The following is a 20,095-nucleotide window of genomic DNA, read 5'->3' as shown; positions in this document are numbered from 1 at the left end:
TATACTTTAAGTATCAATTTTTATTGCGTTTGAAGCAAATACCCGAACTTTAGATCCATTATCTAAAATTTTAATTTTTACGCAATCTGACTTCTTCGTACTAGGATTATAAATGGCAACATTAGAAATATGAACCCCAGACTCTCGTTCCAACACACCACCACCTTCATTTTTATTAGGATTTGGTTTCACATGCTTCTTGATTAGATGTACACCATCAATCAACACTCGACCACGAGGAAGAATTTTAACTACTTTGCCTTTACAACTTTTACTTCTTCCTGCTATTACCACAACAGTATCATTTTTTTTAATTTTTTTCATCACTATAAGACTACCACTTATACAACTTCCAAAGCCATTGAAATAATCTTCATAAAATTATGCTTACGTAACTCTCTAGTTACTGGACCAAAAATTCTTGTACCCACTGGTTGCAATTGACTGTTTAACAATACCGCAGCGTTATTATCAAACCGAATGATTGATCCGTCGCTTCGTCTCACTCCTTTCCGTGTCCGCACTACTACCGCATTCATTATGTCTCCTTTTTCCACTTTTCCTCTCGGCATTGCTTCTTTAACACTTACCTTAATGATATCACCAATGTTTGCATACCGACGCCTAGACCCACCTAAAACTTTAATACACATCACACGTCTGGCTCCACTATTATCTGCTACATTAATAACTGATTGCACTTGAATCATGAAAAATTACTCTCAAACATCTTTTACTAACATTTTCTCAACTTTTACCAAAACCCAACTTTTTGTTTTTGAGATAGGACGAGTTTCACGGACAATAGCAACATCACCTTTTTGGCATTTGTTTCCTTGACAATGCACGTGTAATTTTTTAAAACGCCTAATAAATTTTCCATATTTAGAATGCTTTACTTTTCGTTCTATCAATACAACAATTGTATCATTCATTTTTCTGCTAGTCACAATACCAGAAAAAATACGGACTACTTTTTTATTTTTCATGTTTATGTAATAGTTCCTTTTCTCTTAAAAAGGTTTTAAGGCGAGCTATACCACGGCGTACTCGCTTATAAAGATGCGATTTGACAATTTCCTTTACTCTCTTTTGCATCTGTAAACTATATCTTTCTTTTAACAAAATAAGCAATTGTTTTCTAAGTTCAGATTCTGTTTTAGCACAAAGTTTATCAACTTTCATCTACATCACCGTTCGTCTGGAAAAAATGCATCTCACAGGCAATTTGGCCGCTGCTCGCGCAAAAGCTTCACGGGCAAGATTTTCTTCTATTCCTTCAATTTCAAAAATCATTCGTCCAGGCTGTACGGGTGCTACCCAGTATTCGACATTTCCTTTCCCCTTGCCTTGACGCACTTCTAAAGGTTTTTTTGTAATTGGTTTATCAGGAAAAATACGAATAATAATCTTACCACTTCGCTTTACGTGTCTTGAAAGAGCACGCCTAGCAGCTTCTAATTGACGCGCAGTAATGCGCGCATAATCTATTGATTTAAGCCCAAACTCCCCAAAACTAATTCGATTGCCGCGACAAGCTACTCCTCGATTTCGACTTTTAAAATTTTTGCGATATTTTCGGTTACTTGGTTGCAACACACTAATTTTCTCCTTTTGCTTTTTCAATTACTTGTTTTGTAATGGATTTTTCAGTCAAGAATCGATGAGCTTTCGGTGAATGAATTTCCCCTTTAAAAATCCATATTTTTACCCCAATCGTTCCATAAGTAGTTTTTGCTGTAGCTGTTGCATAATCGATATCAGCACGAAACGTATGCAAAGGAACTCGTCCTTCTCGATACCACTCGGTACGAGCGATTTCAGATCCGCTTAAACGTCCGCTTACACTTATTTTAACGCCTAACGCACCTTGACGCATGGTGTTTTGTATAGCGCGTTTCATAACTCTCCGAAACATAATGCGACGTTCTAATTGTTGCGCAACGTGTTCTGCAACCAATTTAGCATCTAATTCAGGTTTTCGTATTTCTTCAATAGTAATATGAACAGGAACTTTCATCACTTTTGCTATTTCCAAACGCAGCGCTTCAATTTCTTCACCTTTTTTACCTATAATCACACCAGGTCGTGAAGAATAAATTAAAATTTTAGCGTTACGGGCTGGCCGTTCAATCTGAATACGACTAACAGATGCACTTTTTAAACGATCTTCTAATAACTGACGCACTTGTAAATCATCATTCAAACGACTGGAGAAATCTTTTTTTCCCGCATACCAGTTAGATGTCCAATTTTTTACAATACCAAGCCGCATACCTATGGGATTAACTTTTTGACCCACTACGAATTTTCCTCTCTGTGTTAGAACGTGATACTTTTACAGTAATATGACAAGTGCGTTTTAAAATTTGATTAGTGCGCCCACGAGCTCTGGCACGAAATCGCCGTGCCACAGGCCCTTCGTCAATTAACAGTGTTGACACTGTTAATTCATTTATATTAATTCCATGATTATGTGCAGCATTAGCAATGGCTGAACACAAAACTTTTCTTATAATAGAAGCGGCCTTTTTACTGCTAAAATACAGCAAACGCACCGCCCGTTCAGCGGATAAACCTCGAATCTGATTAGCTAAAAGCCTCGTCTTTTGCGCCGAAGTACGCGCGTATTTTAATCTCGCACTAACTTCCACGTTAATTTTCCTTTTTCGCTTTACGGTCACCTGAATGTACCTTAAAGGTACGGGTTATAGCAAATTCTCCCAATTTATGTCCCACCATATTTTCTGAAATATAAATCGGTACGTGCTGACGACCATTGTGTACCGAAATGGTTAATCCTATCATTTCCGGAATTACCATGGAACAACGCGACCAAGTCTTAAGGGATCGTTTGTTACCCCCCTTTTGTTGCACTTCCTTCACTTTTTTTAAAAGATGATATCTTACAAATGGACCCTTAGCTGTTGATCTTGGCACAAACTGACTCCTTCTCCTTTATTTCTTTTTTCGTCGATCACAAACAATCATATTAGATGAGTATTTATTACGGCGTGTCTTGTATCCCTTCGTCGATTTTCCAGTAGGAGAGACTGGATGACGACCTCCAGAAGTCTTACCCTCACCCCCACCATGAGGATGATCTACTGGGTTCATAGCTACACCGCGCACAGTGGGACGTCGACCGCGCCAACGTTTAGCACCTGCTTTACCTAACGAACATAAATTATGCTCTGAGTTAGATACTTCTCCAATACAAGCACGACAGCTGGATAGAACTTTTCTTACCTCGCCGGAACGCATGCGAACAATAGCATACATTCCTTCTTTTGCCATCAGTTGAGCAGAAGTTCCTGCACTGCGAATAAGTTGAGCTCCCTTTCCCGGTTTTACTTCGAGATTATAAATTGTAGCTCCTAAGGGAATGTGTTGCAATGGTAAGCAATTTCCTATACTAATCGGTGCATTTTCTCCTATGTTTATCTGTGAACCTTTATACAGACCCTTCGGGGCTACAAAATATCGACGTTCTCCGTCTGAGAACAAAACTAGGGCAATATGGGCAGTACGGTTTGGATCATATTCTAATCGCTCTACAATACCTTTACCCTCTTTATCATATTTAAAATCGATGATTCTATAACGGCGCTTATGCCCACCACCGCGATGACGCACAGTAATACGCCCTTTGTTATTACGACAGCTAATACGTTTCTTTCCCTGCAACAACGGTTTATACGGTTCACCCTTATGCAAATTAGGGTGAACCACTTTAACAACAAAACGTCGCCCAGGAGATGTAGGTTTTTTTCTTACTAAAGTCATTTCATACCCTTGTCACCAGATGTAATATCAACTTCATCACCCGATACGAGTGTAACATAAGCTTTTTTCCAATTTCTATGCCGACCTCGTATTTGTCGAAACCGTGTAACCTTCCCTTTAACGTTGCAAATGCGTACTGCTTTAACTGTGACATTAAATTGTCTTTCTACCGCCGCTCTAATTTCAGATTTTATTGCGTCAGGAGATACTTCAAACACATATTGACCCATCACTAAAGCACTTTTTTCCGATACACGAGGAGTAATAAGAACTTCCAGTAACCTTGCCTGATTCATAGTATTTGCAACCTTGACTCAATATTTTTAACAGCTCCTACTGTGATTAACACTTCTTCTGCAGCAATAAGACTAATAGGATCCATTCGCATAACATTCAAAGTTGTAATACCACGAACATTTCGTGCAGCCAATTCTACATTGCGATTGTACTCATCAAGAACGATTAAAACTTTTTTTACATCGGACTTTTTCAACAGAACCTTCTGTAATAACTCACGAGTCTTTGGTTCCTGTAATTGTAAAGTTTCTATTACAACAAAACGATTTTGTCGAATTAATTCGGAAAAAATAGAAACCATCGATCGCCGATACATTTTTCGATTTACCTTTTGCGAAAAATCACGAGGCGCTGCCGCAAAAGTTACACCTCCTCCTCGCCACAACGGACTTCGAATACTGCCTACTCGCGCTCGACCAGTCCCTTTTTGCCTCCAAGGTTTAGTTCCTCCACCACGAACCTTACCGCGTGTCTTTTGTGCCTTAGTGCCTGCTCTTGCACCGGCTAAATAAGCAGTAACTACCTGATGCACCAAACTTTCCTTAAATTCCGCTCCAAATATAGCGTCAGATACGCATATTCTATTTACTTCCTTTCTTTCGGATGAATACACGGAGAGATCCATTAATCCTACCTCTTTTTTCCCTTCTTAATTGATTGTGTGACAATTACTTCTTTACCAGGAGCACCCGGTACGGCTCCTTTAATTAAAAGAAGTTGCCTTTTAACATCCACTTTGACAATTTCTTGATTTTGTATAGTACAGTAAACATTTCCCATATGACCGGACATCTTTTTTCCTTTCCATACACGCCCAGGAGTTTGACATTGACCCATAGAACCTGGCACACGATGAGATAACGAATTCCCATGGGTGGCATCTTGAGTTCTAAAATTATGACGCTTTACCGTGCCGGCAAAACCTTTACCGCGAGTTAAACCACGTACGTCAACAATTTGTCCTTCCTTAAATATACTAACCTCGATCTCATCACCTAGCTTAGCTTTAACCAATTCATCAGAAGTTACACGAAATTCATGCATTGTCTTTCCGGCTTCTACTCCGCTTTTTGCATAATGTCCTACTATTGCTTTGCTAAGACGAACAAAAGGTTTCTTTCCACAGGCTGCTATTTGTATAGCACAATAACCATCAACACTTACTGTCTTTATTTGAGTAATGCGATTAGAAAATGTCTCTATTACAGTGACAGGGATCACAACTCCCACATCCATAAAAAGACGAGTCATTCCGCATTTACGGCCAATTAAACCAATAGACATAAACAATCACCACTCTAAAAAATCACATACCCAATAACATCATTTTATTATCAAAATCAACAAACAAAAAAATACTGTTATCTTTTGCTAGATGAATTACGATCAACACTTATTTGAACATCTACTCCGGAAGCTAAATCTAACTTCATCAAAGCATCAACTGTTTTATCAGTCGGTTGCACAATGTCCACCAACCGCTTGTGCGTCCGGATTTCATACTGATCTCGAGCATCTTTATCCACATGAGGAGAAATCAGTACTGTGTAGCGTTCAACCTTTGTAGGCAACGGAATGGGCCCTTTAATTATTGCGCCTGTGCGTCTTGCCGTTTCTACAATCGCTCGAGTGGACCGATCAATCAGTCGATGATCGAATGCTTTCAATCGAATACGAATGCGTTGATTATTATTAATTGCCATATGACTACCGATTTCTTAGACTCTTTATCTATCTTTAAAATTATTTACTCGAGTTATTCAACAATCTTTGTTACGACACCAGCTCCAACAGTACGCCCACCTTCGCGGACCGCAAATCGCAACCCTTCGTCCATTGCTACTGGCGCTATCAATTGCACCGTCACTGTCACATTGTCTCCTGGCATTACCACTTCCACCCCTTTCGGAAGACGCAGGACCTCTCCCGTAACGTCTGTTGTGCGAAAATAAAATTGTGGGCGGTAACCTTTTACAAAAGGTGTATGCCGGCCCCCTTCCTCTTTTGACAAGACGTAAACTTCGGCTTCAAATGTTGTATGTGGAGTAATTGTTTTCGGTTGGGCCAGCACTTGCCCGCGCTCAACTTCTTCTCGCTTTGTTCCTCTCAATAACACCCCAACATTATCTCCCGCTTGGCCTTCGTCCAATAATTTCCTGAACATCTCTACGCCCGTGCACGTTGTCTTAACCGTTGTCTTAATTCCCACAATCTCGACTTCATCTCCTGCCTTAACGATCCCTCTTTCAATACGTCCCGTTACTACTGTCCCTCGTCCCGATATTGAAAACACGTCCTCGATGGGCATAAGAAATGGTTTGTCTTTTTCGCGTTTTGGGTCTTTAAAATACGCATCCATTACCTGTACTAATTTCAATACCGATGGAATACCTAATGCTCCACCGTCCCCTTCTAACGCTTTCAACGCTGAACCTGTAACAACTGGTGTCTCGTCTCCTGGAAAATCGTAACTGGTCAATAAATCTCTTACCTCCATTTCTACCAATGCCAGCAATTCCTCATCGTCTACTATATCTCCTTTGTTTAAAAACACCACTATCGCAGGCACTCCCACTTGTTTTGCTAACACAATGTGTTCTCGTGTTTGCGGCATTGGACCATCCGCTGCACTTACTACCAGTATCGCTCCATCCATCTGAGCCGCTCCTGTAATCATGTTCTTTACATAATCCGCGTGACCTGGACAATCAACGTGTGCATAATGGCGACTGTCACTCTGGTATTCCACGTGCGAGGTTGCTATTGTGATACCTCGTGCTCGTTCTTCCGGAGCATTGTCTATCTGATCAAACGCCCGGGCCTCCCCTCCAAATCTTTCCGATAACACCTTAGTCAATGCCGCTGTTAACGTTGTTTTACCGTGGTCCACGTGACCAATTGTCCCCACATTTAAATGCGGTTTCTCTCTTATAAATCTTACTTTAGACATATATAAAAACTCCTAAAAACACCATTACGCCTTCTTCCTTGAAATTCTGTCGCAGCCCACAACCGGATTTGAACCGGTGACCTTAATTTGGTTGTTTAATAATTGCTGCAGCAACATTTGCAGGAACTTCGGCATATTTCAAAAACTCCATTGTATAAATTGCACGTCCTTGACTGAGTGAACGCAGTGCAGTCGCATAACCAAACATTTCTGCTAAAGGTACTTCAGCATTAACGCCCTTACCAGATGCATTATCACCTATACCTTGAATTACACCTCGACGCCGATTAAGATCACCAACAATATCGCCCATATACTCCTCTGGAGTAACAACCTCTATTTTCATAATTGGTTCAAGTAATGTAGGGTCTGCCTTAGCGGCTCCATTTCTAAAACACAACGAACTAGCGATTTTAAATGCCATTTCGCTAGAGTCAACGTCGTGATAGGAACCATCAAAAATAGCCACTTTAACATCTACTATAGGATACCCAGCAATTACTCCGTTTTCCATCTGCTCTTTTACACCTTTTTCCACAGCCGGTATATACTCTTTAGGTACTGCACCTCCTATAATTTCATTTACAAATTCAAAACCAGAACCCGGTTCTTTTGGTTCGATACGAAGCCATACATGCCCGTATTGTCCTCGACCACCAGTTTGACGTATATATTTTCCCTCTTGTTCCACCGTTCTTCGAATGGCTTCTCGATAAGCTACACAAGGTTTTCCAACATTCGCAGTAACATTAAATTCTCGACGCATTCGGTCTACGATAATTTCTAGATGCAACTCACCCATACCTTCAATAATGGTCTGTCCAGATTCTTTGTCAGTATGCACTCGAAATGAAGGATCTTCCTGAGCTAACTTTCCTAAAGCTACCCCCATTTTTTCTTGATCAGCCTTAGTTTTTGGTTCAATAGACACAGAAATCACAGGCTCTGGAAATTCTATCTTTTCAAGAGTGATAATTTGACGTTGATCGCAGAGCGTATCCCCAGTGGTAACGTTTTTCAAACCCACTGCAGCAGCAATATCACCTGCATATACTGTTCCAATCTCTTCTCGAGCGTTAGAATGCATACGCAAAAGACGACCAACACGTTCTTTTTTACGCTTGACAGGATTATAAACTGAATCACCTGATCTAAGTACACCAGAATATACGCGAAAAAAAGTTAGTGTTCCAACAAAAGGATCAGAGGCAATTTTAAAAGCCAACGCCGAAAAAGAAGATTCGTCAGAAGCTGCACGAGAACCTTCTGAACCGTCTGCTTCTTCACCTCGAATATCAGGTATATCAGTAGGTGCAGGTAAATAGTCAACCACAGCATCTAATAAGGCTTGCACTCCTTTATTCTTAAAAGCACTTCCACATAGCATTGGTACGATTTCGTTAGCAAGAGTTCGCCGACGCAGTCCTTCTAACACTTCTTTCTCAGAAAGATCACCAATTTCTAAGTACTTTTCCATTAATTTTTCAGAAGATTCAGCTGCAGCTTCTACCATTCTTTCACGCCATTCTTGGGCTGTTGACTTCATGTTTTTGGGTAAATCCGATAAAGTATAAGTACGCCCTCTATCCAATTCATTCCAATAGATAGCTTTCATTTGCACTAAATCAATAATGCCTTGGAAATTTTCTTCTGAACCAACAGGAAGCTGAATGGGTACTGGATTGGACTGTAGACGATCTCTCACTTGTTGTACCACGCGTAGAAAATCAGCTCCTGTTCGATCCATCTTGTTCACAAATCCTAAACGCGGAACACCGTAACGATTAGCTTGTCGCCAAACAGTTTCACTTTGCGGTTCAACTCCTCCTACTGAACAAAAAATAGCGATGGCTCCATCAAGTACTCGCAAAGAACGCTCAACTTCAATTGTGAAATCAACATGCCCGGGTGTATCAATAATATTAATTCGGTGCTTTGCATATTGTTGATCCATACCCATCCAAAAACACGTAGTAGCGGCTGAAGTAATAGTGATACCACGTTCCTGTTCTTGTTCCATCCAATCCATTACGGCATTTCCTTCGTGCACCTCCCCCATTTTGTGAGATACACCTGTATAGTAAAGGATACGTTCAGTAGTTGTAGTCTTGCCCGCATCAATATGCGCCATAATACCTATGTTACGTGTATGTTCTAATGGGATTGCTCTAGTCGTCATTCACGATCTTCCTTCTTCCTTTACCACCGATAGTGTGCAAATGCTTGATTTGCTTTAGCCATGCGATGCATATCTTCCTTTTTTTTTATTGACCCACCACGTTGCTCCACAGCATCTAAAATTTCATTCGCTAAACGTAGAGTCATTGTTTTTTCATTTCTTGCTTTTGCACATTTACTTAACCAACGCATCGCTAGAGCTTGGCGTCGTACCGCCCGTATTTCCACAGGAATTTGATACGTAGATCCACCCACTCGACGTGATTTTACTTCCACGCTTGGCATCACATTGTCCAAAGCTTTCTTAAATACACCAAGAGCTGCAAAGCGTATTTCTTCATTAAGCCAACCACTTTTTTCACTGTTTTCGTGTTCTCTACTAGAGTCATTGTTCTTTTCTTTTACAGAGTACCCTTTACTACTGCTAGTATGCTCTTGTTTTCTTATTACTACACCAAGAGCCCCATAGACAATACCCTCCGCTACTGACTTCTTCCCATGTCGCATGACAGCATTTATGAACTTAGCCAAAAGCTCACTACAGAAGAGCGGATCCGGCAAAACTTCCCGTCTAGACGCCGATTTTCTTCGTGCCACCTAATTTTTCCCCATTTTACTTACTCTTTCGGTTTTTTTGCACCATACTTAGAACGACCGCGCCGCCTTCCTAAAACGCTTGCTGTATCTAAACTGCCACGAATAATGTGATAACGCACACCAGGCAAGTCTTTTACACGACCACCTCGAATTAAAACTACCGAGTGTTCTTGTAAATTGTGACCTTCTCCTCCTATATAAGCAGTAACCTCTGCGCCATTGGTAACGCGCACACGGGCTACTTTTCTTAAAGCCGAATTAGGCTTTTTAGGAGTGATGGTATACACTCGTATGCATACACCTCGTTTTTGAGGACAACCCACTAATGCAGGAACATCACTTTTCTTTACTCGTGCACGACGTGGTTTCCTTACTAACTGATTAATCCTAGACATTTAAATTCTCTTCTCAATCCTCAGATTTAAGCAACACAAACCCCCTCTCCTTAACAAGGCAGAGGACAGGGATTCTAAATAAAGACAACACCCCTTGTCAAGTACATTGACTATCAAAATCAACGCTCTTTATAGATGGATGTATCCGTAAATTTGTATAATATAAGCACAAGTCCTTTTATATTTTAGAAAATCACAAATTCTAAACCATAGAAATCCTTAAAGCCGTACCATACTTTTAGTTTTTTAATTTGAAAGCTGCGCTTAAAGCCTCTTCTGCTTCACTGACTGTTATCCCTCGTTCGTCTTTATGCGAAACAGAGGGCCGTGACTTCTCAGTTAGTATCCCTTCTGATGAGCTTTCATTTTTTTCTCTACAATACCGACGTTCCTGATGATAACTAAATCCTGTTCCAGCAGGAATGAGTCTCCCGACAATTACGTTCTCTTTTAGACCCCGTAAATCATCACGCTTTCCGCTCACAGAAGCAGCTGTTAATACACGCGTTGTTTCTTGAAAAGACGCGGCCGAAATAAAGGACTCAGTAGCTAAAGAAGCTTTCGTGATTCCTAATAACACTGGTTCTAGTTTTGCTATCTGTCCATGTTTTTTCATAATTTTTTTATTTTCTTCTCGAGCGAGGGGCTGCTCTACCTGCTCATTTTGCAGAAATGCTGTTTCACCTGGGTCAACAATCTTTACTTTTCGTAACATTTGGCGGACGATTACTTCGATATGTTTATCATTAATTTTTACTCCTTGCAATCGATAAACTTCTTGTACTTCATTAACAATATAATTCGCCATTGCATTTACTCCCAGTAAACGTAGAATATCGTGAGCATCTGGAGGGCCCTCAGCAATTACTTCACCCTTTTCTACTGTTTCACCTTCAAAAACATTCACATGGCGCCATTTAGGAATAAGCTCTTCGTGAGTGGTACTTCCGTCCAGAGTAGTAATAATTAAACGATCTTTATCTTTAGTGTCTTTACCAAAACTTACTATTCCAGAAATTTCTGCTAAAACAGCGGCATCTTTCGGTCGACGAGCTTCAAAAAGATCAGCTACACGCGGCAGTCCTCCGGTAATGTCCCTGGTCTTTGAAGTTTCTTGAGGGATACGTGCCAACACGTCACCAATTTGGACTACAGAACCGTCCTCTTTAGTAAGAATGGTACCTTCCGGTAAGAAATAGTGCGCCGGAATTTTACCACTTGATAAAAATATACTATTGTCATTTTCATCCACAAGCTTAACCATAGGTCGAAGTTCTTTACCACTAACGGTGCGTTGTCTAGTAGAAGTTACTACAATACTACTCAGACCTGTCAGTTCATCAGTTTGTCGATTCATAGTTATACCATCCACTAAATCAACAAAATGTAAGTTTCCTGCTACCTCTGTAATAATAGGATGAGTATGAGGATCCCATTGAGCTACCATCTGTCCAGCCTTTACAAAGTCACCATTGCGTACATTAATAGTTGCGCCATAAGGAACTTTATAGTGCTCACGCTCCCCTCCTCCTTTAGGATCTTGCACTACTAATTCTCCTGAGCGAGAAATTGCTACTAAACTACCGCTAATTTGTTCTACAATCTTTAAATTACGCAACTTAATTTTCCCAGAAGATTTTACTTCAATGCTGTTAATAGCGGTTGCTCGAGAAGCAGCTCCTCCCATATGAAATGTACGCATAGTTAATTGAGTGCCTGGCTCACCAATTGATTGAGCGGCCACTACACCAACGGCTTCTCCTACATTCACCATATGTCCACGGGCTAGATCACGTCCATAACACATCGAGCAAATACCGTATGCTGTCTCACAAGTAATTGCTGAGCGGACTATAACACGATCTACACCATGTTCTTCTAGTAAATTAACCAATTTCTCATCTAAAAGAGTATCCCTAGTTATCAATTCTTTTCCAGATTTAGAATCTATAATCGATTTTGCCAAGACTCGCCCTAAGACTCGTTCTCGCAGAGGTTCCACCACATCACCTCCTTCAATATGCGGCATTATTTCAATACCATGGTTAGTATCACAGTTGTATTCAGTAACAACTAAATCTTGAGCAACATCCACAAGCCGTCTAGTTAAATATCCTGAATTCGCTGTTTTTAAAGCAGTATCAGCTAAACCTTTACGAGCACCATGAGTGGAAATAAAATATTGCAAAACGTTTAATCCCTCGCGAAAATTGGCAGTAATAGGTGTTTCAATAATAGTACCATCTGGTTTTGCCATTAGACCTCTCATTCCAGCCAGTTGACGGATTTGTGCTGCAGAACCTCTAGCGCCAGAATCAGACATCATATAAATGGAATTAAAAGAGCTTTGGGTTATTTCTTCGCCTTGAGTGCCTGTTACTTTTTCTACAGCAATCTTTTCCATCATTGCTTTAGCGACCTGGTCATTAGTGCGAGACCAGATATCAATTACTTTATTACGATGCTCACCGTATGTTACTAATCCAGAAGCATATTGTTTTTGCATTTCTTGAATCTCTTCTTCAGCTTGAGAAATAATTTTTGCTTTTTCATCAGGTACTAAAAGGTCGTTTATACCTATAGAAATACCAGAAGAAGTTGCATAGCGGAAACCCATATACATTAAGTTATCCGAAAAAGTGACAGTAGTCTCTAACCCTAAATTCCGATAACAGATATCCAATAATTGCGTTACCGCTTTTTTAGTCATTGGCTGATTAACCAATGTAAAAGATAATCCTTTAGGAACAATCTTCCATAACAAAACACGTCCTATAACAGTGGCAACCAAACGTTCACTTTCCTCCATACCCTCTCCTGTTCTATTTAAAAGACTCTCTTTTATCCGAACAATAATACGTGCGTGTAAATCCGTATACCCATTCTCATAAGCACGCACCGCCTCATCTACATCTGAAAACCGCATACCTTCACCTTTTGCATTCACACGATCTCGTGTGATATAATAAAGCCCCAGTATTACGTCATGAGTGGGTACAATAATTGGCTCACCGTTCGCTGGATGTAAAACATTGTTAGTAGACATCATCAAAGACCGCGCTTCCAATTGCGATTCCAAAGTCAGCGGGACATGTACAGCCATTTGATCTCCATCGAAATCCGCGTTATAAGCTGTACATACAAGTGGATGTAACTGTATTGCTTTCCCTTCCACCAATACTGGATCAAATGCTTGAATACCTAAACGATGTAAAGTCGGGGCTCTGTTTAATAAAATAGGGTGTTCTCGAATAACTTCTTCAAGAATATCCCACACCTCCGGTACTTCGCTTTCCACCATCTTTTTAGCTGCTTTAATAGTAGTTGCCAACCCTCCTCGTTGTAATTTGCTAAAGATAAAAGGTTTAAATAACTCTAATGCCATTTTCTTTGGTAGACCCGCTTGATGAAGTTTTAAAGTTGGCCCTACTACAATAACGGAACGACCAGAATAATCCACTCGTTTACCAAGCAAATTTTGACGAAAACGTCCAGATTTTCCTTTAATCATATCTGCTAAAGACTTTAATGGTCGACGATTAGAGCCTAAAATAGCTCGCCCACGACGACCATTATCTAATAAAGCATCTACTGCTTCTTGCAACATCCGTTTTTCGTTACGAACGATAATATCCGGTGCATTAAGATCTAAAAGACGTTTTAGTCTGTTATTTCGATTAATTACCCGACGATACAAGTCATTTAAATCTGAAGTAGCAAAACGCCCGCCATCCAATGGCACCAAAGGTCGCAAATCCGGGGGCAAAACAGGTAACACAGTCAATATCATCCACTCCGGTTTATTTCCAGATTCCAAGAATGCACTTAAGACTTTGAGTCGCTTAATGAATTTTTTTATTTTCGTTTCCGAGGTAGCGACTGATATTTTTGAACGCAGTGTTTTTACTTCTTCAGAAACATCTATATCTCGTAACAGTTTCTGAATAGCTTCCGCGCCCATCAGTGCTGTAAATTCATTACCATGTTCCTCCAATGCATCAAGATATGCTTCTTCTGAGAGTAATTGATTTTGATCCAGTGCAGTCATTCCAGGATTTATTACTACATATGTTTCAAAGTAAAGAATACGCTCAATGTCACGCAAAGTCATATCAAGCAATAAACCAATACGTGACGGTAACGATTTAAGGTACCAAATGTGAGCTACTGGGGAAGCCAATTCAATATGACCCATTCTATCTCGCCGAACTTTAGCTAGGGTAACTTCTACGCCGCATTTCTCACAGATTACACCACGATGTTTAAGACGTTTATATTTTCCACACAAACATTCGTAATCTTTAATGGGACCAAAAATTTTAGCACAGAACAAACCATCACGTTCAGGTTTAAAAGTTCTATAATTAATAGTCTCTGGTTTTTTTACTTCCCCGTACGACCAAGAGCGGATTTCTTCTGGAGACGCTAGCCTGATACGAAGTGCGTCGAATTCGGTTATATGTTTTTCACTTTTTAATCTTTTTAATAGATCTCTCAATATAGTTCTCCTGGACCGGTATTAATCGTTTTCTAAATTAATATCAATAGCTAATGAACGAATTTCTTTTATTAGTACGTTAAAAGATTCCGGCATACCAGCGCTCATTCGATGGTCACCATCAACAATATTTTTATACATACGAGTGCGCCCAGTCACATCATCGGATTTCACAGTTAACATCTCTTGAAGAGTATAAGCTGCACCATAAGCTTCTAATGCCCACACTTCCATTTCTCCAAATCGTTGTCCTCCAAATTGGGCCTTACCTCCTAGAGGTTGCTGAGTAACAAGACTATAAGAACCTGTAGAACGAGCATGTATCTTATCATCAACTAAATGGTTAAGCTTTAGCATATACATATAACCTACAGTGATTGCTCGATCAAATTTTTGCCCAGTGCGTCCATCATATAAATCAGTTTGCCCAGAAACAGGGAGATTCGTCATTTTTAGCAAACATTTTATTTCTTCTTCTGTAGCGCCATCAAATACAGGCGATGACATGGGAACGCCTCTTCTTAAATTTTTTGCTAGAGTCATAACTTCTTTATCATTTAAAATCTCCATATTAAATTTCTGAGCTTTACTGAAATCATAAATAGACTTAAGAGTTTTACGTAATTGTTTTACATCACGACCTTGGTCAATCAATTCACCTATTTTAACACCCAAGCTTTTCGCAGCCCATCCTAAATGGGTTTCTAATACCTGACCAATGTTCATCCGAGAAGGAACCCCTAAAGGATTAAGCACAATATCTACTGGCGTTCCATCTTCTAGATAAGGCATATCTTCAACCGGAATAATAGTGGAAATCACCCCTTTATTTCCATGACGCCCCGCCATTTTGTCGCCTGGTTGAATACGGCGCTTCACCGCCAAGTAAACTTTTACTATTTTAATAACACCTGGCGCTAAATCTCCACCTTGGGTCAATTTTTGATGAAAATCTTTAAGTTTTTGATCTCGTACTTTGTGCAATTCCTTGTAGTGTTCGTACACAACCTGAAGCTGTTGCATTACGTTGTTGTCGTGTAATCGGATGTCAAACCATTGCTGTCTTGGTAATTTTTTCAAATAAGCTCTATTAATCCTGGTATCTTGCTTTAATTTAAGTGCTTCCACAGATAACAATGTTTGATTAATAAGCAGCCTTTCTAAATTTTCAAACAAAGCATCTTCTCGGATACGAAATCGATCGTTTAAATCTTTTTCTATTTTTGAGAGCTCTGACTTTTCAATCTCCAATGCACGCTTATCTTTTTTTACACCTTCACGAGTAAAAATACGAACATCAATAACAGTTCCAGTGACTCCAGGAGTAACGCGCAAAGACGTATCTTTTACATCCGAAGCTTTTTCACCAAAAATTGCTCTCAGCAATTTTTCCTCTGGCGTAAGTTGAGTTTCGCTTTTAGGGGTTACTTTACCTATTAAAATATCACCCGGATTGACTTCAGCTCCAATATACACAATGCCAGATTCATCCAGTTTTGCTAGCGCATTTTCTCCAATATTTGGAATATCTGCTGTAACTTCTTCTGGGCCTAATTTAGTATCGCGAGCGACACAAGTAAATTCCTGAATATGAATTGTAGTAAATCGATCTTCTTCTACTAATCGTTCAGAAATCAAAATGGAATCTTCAAAATTGTAACCATTCCAAGGCATAAAAGCCACTAGTAAATTCTGCCCCAGCGCTAATTCACCAATATCAGTAGACGGTCCATCAGCCAATACATCCCCTTTTCGTATAAAATCCCCTACTTCCACAATAGGATGTTGATTAATACAAGTGTTTTGATTAGATCGAGCAAATTTAGTTAAATTATAAATATCAACTCCAATATCATTTACATCCACCTCCCCTGCATTTGTTCGAATTACAATGCGTGAAGCGTCAACGAAATCCACGATCCCACTGCGCTTAGCAACCACCGTTACCCCAGAATCTATAGCTACAGTTCGTTCCATTCCAGTTCCCACCAAAGGTGCCTCTGGTCTAATTGTAGGCACCGCCTGTCGTTGCATATTAGAACCCATTAACGCCCTATTGGCATCATCATGTTCTAAAAAAGGAATTAAGGCAGCGGCAACAGAAACGATTTGTCTCGGCGAAACATCTATATAGTGTACTTTCTCTGGTACAGTAAGAGTAAATTCACCTTTATAGCGACACGAAATTAATTCATCTGTCATACGACCATCTTGATCAACGTTAGTATTTGCCTGTGCAATATAGTAATCGCCTTCCTCGATAGCTGACAAATATTTAATTTTATTAGTGACTATTCCGCCAGTCACTTTGCGATAAGGTGTTTCTAAAAAACCGTATTCGTTTGCCCGAGCAAATATTGCTAATGAGTTAATTAAACCAATATTTGGCCCTTCTGGAGTTTCTATAGGACAAACACGCCCATAGTGGGTAGGATGCACATCCCGCACTTCGAAACCCGCTCTTTCTCTGGTTAGCCCTCCTGGACCTAAAGCAGATATCCGACGTTTATGTGTTATCTCAGACAATGGGTTATTTTGGTCCATAAATTGCGATAATTGACTCGAACCAAAGAATTCCTTAATCGCCGCCGATACAGGTTTTGCATTGACTAAATCTTGAGGAACTAACGTTTCAATATCTGCTAAACTTAATCTATCTTTTACTGCTCTTTCAACACGTACTAAACCAATTCGAAATTGATTCTCAGCCATCTCACCCACACTACGAATACGACGATTTCCCAAATGGTCAATATCATCTACATCGCCTTTCCCATCTCGAATCTCAACAAGGACCCGCAATACATCCATAATATCTTTTTTAGATAAAGTCCATGGTCCTGTCAATTCTCTTCGTCCGACTCGTCGGTTGAATTTCATTCTTCCTACCGCGGATAAATCATAACGTTCTGGCGAAAAGAATAAACTCTCAAATAAACTTTCAGCAGCTTCTTTTGTCGGTGGTTCGCCGGGACGCATAATATGATAAATTTCGACTAAGGCTTCTAGTTGATTTGTTGTATTATCCAATCGTAAAGTATCAGAAATATAAGGTCCGCATTCAATTTCATTGATGTACAATGTATGTAGTAAGTCAACATTTTGAGTCCGTAATTTTTTTAATAAATCTTCTGTAATAACTTCATTTGCTCTGGCAATCATCAATCCAGTTTCTTTATTACAAATAGCTTTACTAATAACTTTTCCATACAAATACTCATCAAGCAATTCTAATTTATTGATCCCAGACTGTTCAATCAATCGAACATGTCGAGCTGAAATTCGCCTACCGGGCTTAACAATTATTTCCCCTTTTTTATCTTTTATCACCATTGTTGCCAATTCGCCTCGTAACCGCTTAGGTATTAATTCTAAAACGACATTTGTCTTATTCAAATGGAAAACGTTAGCTTTATAGAACATATCAAGAATCTCTTCATCACTGTAATCTAACGCTTTTAAAATCACTGTTGCTGGCAACTTTCGACGTCGATCTATTCTCATAAATAAGCAGTCTTTGTAGTCAAATTCAAAATCCAACCACGAACCGCGATAGGGAATAATACGCGCTGAGTATAACAATTTTCCAGAAGAATGAGTTTTACCTTTATCGTGTTCAAAAAACACCCCTGGAGAACGATGCAATTGAGATACAACCACACGCTCAGTACCATTTATTATGAGACTTCCTGTCTCCGTCATTAATGGAATCTCACCCATATACACTTCTTGTTCTTTGATATCCCTAATGACTTTTTTTCCCGTGAATGTATTTTTGTCATAGATCAGTAATCGCATATTCACTTTTAAAGGTGCTGCATAGGTTAAACCTCGTAATTTACACTCTTCTACATCAAAAATAGGTCCTTCGCCTAGACTATAACTAACATAAACTAATTCCGCATAACCAGAATAACTAGAGATAGGAAAAACAGATTTAAATGCAGCATGAAGGCCAGTATTTTTTCGATATTCAGGAGCAACATCTTTTTGTAAGAAGGCACGATAAAATTCTATTTGTGTTGCTAATAGATAAGGAGTTTTTAATACTTCAACTTCGCGTTTGCCTAAGTTGATTCGTGCACGCAGTTTTTCAGCATAAGAAACTACGGTTGTATTTTCATCTTCAACATTTTCAACATTTGATTGCGTCATGCGCCACATACCTCAAACCTAAATATCACCACCCTACCGTTTGCATCGTTTTTTTCCATATAAAATTTCCGCCATTTTTTAGTTCATGTTTAGTAGCTACTAAGAAAAATGCGTTTCAGTAAAAAAGTATACATATTGTCAACTATGGATTTTCAGTTGTCATTGAAGCGCAACTGTAGCTCCAACTTCTTCGAGCTCCTTTTTAATTTTATCAGCTTCTTCTCTACTAATTCCACCTTTAATAAGGCTTGGAACGGATTCTACAAGGTCTTTAGCTTCTTTCAAACCAAGTCCGGTAATACTACGTACTACTTTAATAACCCCAATCTTATTTTCGCCAAAATTGATTATTTTCACATCAAATTCAGTTTTCTCCTCTATCGCAGCTGTTACAGTCTCGCATGGAATGGACTTTGGAACAGCTACCATTTCTTGAGCAGAAATTCCAAATTTCTCTTCCATCATTTTAACTAAATCAACAACATCCATTACACTCATATTCGATATTGCTTCTAAAATATCTGTTTTCTTCATTTGACTCATTAATTAGTTACCCCCATTTAGAATTTTTTTAAATTATACTACTATCCCTTTTTTCTCCGCTCGCTTTTTTCTCCTGTATCGTTGTAACCACATGCATAACCCGTATTATCGGCTCTTTAAGCATACAAATAAATTTAATCACTATAGCTAAAGAAACAACCGATAATTGGATCAAAGCCTCCTTACGTGAGGGCATTCGAGCAAAAATATTAAAATCCGTTGGTAACAATAACTCCTTTCCTAATGTCAACGCTTTTACTTGAAGATGTTCATGTTCTTTGATGAATGTTTCAATTAAACGTGCAGCGTCACCCGGTTCTTTTTGTGAGAAAAACAGCGCGGTAGGACCAGTTAATATTGTATCAAGACAAGAATACGGTGTCCCTTTGAACGCACGATACGCAAGAGTATTACGGCATACTTTCATAACCACTCCAGAATTACGAATTATTTTACGTAATTCGGATATTTCTGGTACTGTCAATCCACGGTAATTAACAGCTATCACTGAAACTGATTGACGAATAATTTTTGATAGATCCGCAACAACTCTTCTTTTTTGTGTAATATTTAAAGCCATTCTCTCTTTTCTCTAAGTTTTATTAAGATTGTGCTATATAGAAACCCGCAGAACTTCCAACTATTTACTTAAAATTAGGTGTGCGTAATGCTCTCTCTGATTTATACCGCCACATG

21 protein-coding genes are annotated in these 20,095 nt (G+C 39.3%); all 21 read right to left on the bottom strand.

Going from position 1 to position 20,095, the window contains the following annotated elements:
• Positions 1 to 6 precede the first annotated feature (6 nt).
• The 21 genes from rplX to rplJ all read right to left on the bottom strand — a co-directional run bounded on the left by rplX (position 7) and on the right by rplJ (position 19,979).
• A complete protein-coding gene (gene rplX / locus Z664_RS01640) occupies positions 7 to 330 on the bottom strand; it encodes a 50S ribosomal protein L24 (protein ID WP_148115121.1) in 324 nt (107 codons plus the stop codon).
• Positions 331 to 341: 11 nt separating this feature from the next.
• The gene (gene rplN, locus Z664_RS01635; RefSeq protein WP_039669956.1) at positions 342 to 710 is read right to left on the bottom strand and encodes a 50S ribosomal protein L14; all 369 of its coding nucleotides are present in this window, start codon (positions 708 to 710) and stop codon (positions 342 to 344) included.
• 12 nt (positions 711 to 722) lie between these two features.
• Positions 723 to 995 carry a 30S ribosomal protein S17 gene (gene rpsQ / locus Z664_RS01630; protein ID WP_439895522.1) on the bottom strand — a complete coding sequence of 91 codons (273 nt, stop codon included), beginning with the start codon at positions 993 to 995 and terminating at the stop codon, positions 723 to 725.
• Positions 979 to 1,185, bottom strand: coding sequence for a 50S ribosomal protein L29 (gene rpmC / locus Z664_RS01625; protein WP_039669954.1), 207 nt, complete (start codon positions 1,183 to 1,185; stop codon positions 979 to 981). Before rpmC ends, rpsQ begins: the two co-directional genes overlap by 17 nt.
• A complete protein-coding gene (rplP, locus tag Z664_RS01620; RefSeq protein ID WP_039669953.1) occupies positions 1,186 to 1,599 on the bottom strand; it encodes a 50S ribosomal protein L16 in 414 nt (137 codons plus the stop codon).
• Position 1,600: 1 nt separating this feature from the next.
• On the bottom strand, positions 1,601 to 2,302 hold the full coding sequence (gene rpsC / locus Z664_RS01615; protein ID WP_039669952.1) for a 30S ribosomal protein S3: 702 nt from the start codon (positions 2,300 to 2,302) through the stop codon (positions 1,601 to 1,603).
• A complete protein-coding gene (rplV, locus tag Z664_RS01610; protein WP_039669951.1) occupies positions 2,286 to 2,654 on the bottom strand; it encodes a 50S ribosomal protein L22 in 369 nt (122 codons plus the stop codon). Before rplV ends, rpsC begins: the two co-directional genes overlap by 17 nt.
• Before the next feature lies 1 nt (position 2,655).
• Positions 2,656 to 2,940 (bottom strand): 30S ribosomal protein S19, encoded by a 285-nt coding sequence (gene rpsS, locus Z664_RS01605; RefSeq protein WP_039669950.1) that lies wholly within the window; start codon positions 2,938 to 2,940, stop codon positions 2,656 to 2,658.
• Positions 2,941 to 2,958: 18 nt separating this feature from the next.
• The gene (gene rplB / locus Z664_RS01600; protein WP_039669949.1) at positions 2,959 to 3,786 is read right to left on the bottom strand and encodes a 50S ribosomal protein L2; all 828 of its coding nucleotides are present in this window, start codon (positions 3,784 to 3,786) and stop codon (positions 2,959 to 2,961) included.
• Positions 3,783 to 4,082, bottom strand: a complete 300-nt coding sequence (gene rplW / locus Z664_RS01595; RefSeq protein WP_039669948.1) for a 50S ribosomal protein L23 — start codon at positions 4,080 to 4,082, stop codon at positions 3,783 to 3,785. The genes rplB and rplW overlap by 4 nt, the downstream gene beginning before the upstream one ends.
• Positions 4,079 to 4,708, bottom strand: coding sequence for a 50S ribosomal protein L4 (gene rplD, locus Z664_RS01590; protein WP_039669947.1), 630 nt, complete (start codon positions 4,706 to 4,708; stop codon positions 4,079 to 4,081). Before rplD ends, rplW begins: the two co-directional genes overlap by 4 nt.
• Before the next feature lie 5 nt (positions 4,709 to 4,713).
• The gene (rplC, locus tag Z664_RS01585; protein WP_039669946.1) at positions 4,714 to 5,367 is read right to left on the bottom strand and encodes a 50S ribosomal protein L3; all 654 of its coding nucleotides are present in this window, start codon (positions 5,365 to 5,367) and stop codon (positions 4,714 to 4,716) included.
• A gap of 77 nt (positions 5,368 to 5,444) precedes the next feature.
• Entirely contained in the window at positions 5,445 to 5,780 is a 336-nt protein-coding gene (gene rpsJ, locus Z664_RS01580) for a 30S ribosomal protein S10 (RefSeq protein ID WP_439895521.1), read from the bottom strand.
• Positions 5,781 to 5,839: 59 nt separating this feature from the next.
• Entirely contained in the window at positions 5,840 to 7,033 is a 1,194-nt protein-coding gene (tuf, locus tag Z664_RS01575; RefSeq protein WP_039669934.1) for an elongation factor Tu, read from the bottom strand.
• A gap of 82 nt (positions 7,034 to 7,115) precedes the next feature.
• Positions 7,116 to 9,212 carry an elongation factor G gene (gene fusA, locus Z664_RS01570; protein ID WP_039669944.1) on the bottom strand — a complete coding sequence of 699 codons (2,097 nt, stop codon included), beginning with the start codon at positions 9,210 to 9,212 and terminating at the stop codon, positions 7,116 to 7,118.
• Positions 9,213 to 9,232: 20 nt separating this feature from the next.
• Complete coding sequence (rpsG, locus tag Z664_RS01565) at positions 9,233 to 9,808, bottom strand: 30S ribosomal protein S7 (protein WP_039669943.1); 576 nt, start codon at positions 9,806 to 9,808, stop codon at positions 9,233 to 9,235.
• A gap of 20 nt (positions 9,809 to 9,828) precedes the next feature.
• Complete coding sequence (rpsL, locus tag Z664_RS01560; RefSeq protein WP_039669942.1) at positions 9,829 to 10,203, bottom strand: 30S ribosomal protein S12; 375 nt, start codon at positions 10,201 to 10,203, stop codon at positions 9,829 to 9,831.
• 238 nt (positions 10,204 to 10,441) lie between these two features.
• On the bottom strand, positions 10,442 to 14,701 hold the full coding sequence (gene rpoC, locus Z664_RS01555; protein WP_039669941.1) for a DNA-directed RNA polymerase subunit beta': 4,260 nt from the start codon (positions 14,699 to 14,701) through the stop codon (positions 10,442 to 10,444).
• A 21-nt stretch (positions 14,702 to 14,722) separates the two neighbouring features.
• Positions 14,723 to 18,856, bottom strand: a complete 4,134-nt coding sequence (gene rpoB, locus Z664_RS01550; RefSeq protein ID WP_052246373.1) for a DNA-directed RNA polymerase subunit beta — start codon at positions 18,854 to 18,856, stop codon at positions 14,723 to 14,725.
• 159 nt (positions 18,857 to 19,015) lie between these two features.
• Positions 19,016 to 19,399: a 50S ribosomal protein L7/L12 gene (rplL, locus tag Z664_RS01545; RefSeq protein WP_039669940.1), complete on the bottom strand. Its 384-nt coding sequence runs from the start codon at positions 19,397 to 19,399 to the stop codon at positions 19,016 to 19,018.
• A gap of 28 nt (positions 19,400 to 19,427) precedes the next feature.
• Positions 19,428 to 19,979, bottom strand: coding sequence for a 50S ribosomal protein L10 (rplJ, locus tag Z664_RS01540; protein WP_039669939.1), 552 nt, complete (start codon positions 19,977 to 19,979; stop codon positions 19,428 to 19,430).
• Positions 19,980 to 20,095: the final 116 nt, after the last annotated feature.

Origin of the sequence: Coxiella endosymbiont of Amblyomma americanum (assembly GCF_000815025.1) — a bacterium.
Classification (GTDB): domain Bacteria; phylum Pseudomonadota; class Gammaproteobacteria; order Coxiellales; family Coxiellaceae; genus Coxiella.
This window is presented reverse-complemented; position numbering and strand designations above follow the sequence as displayed.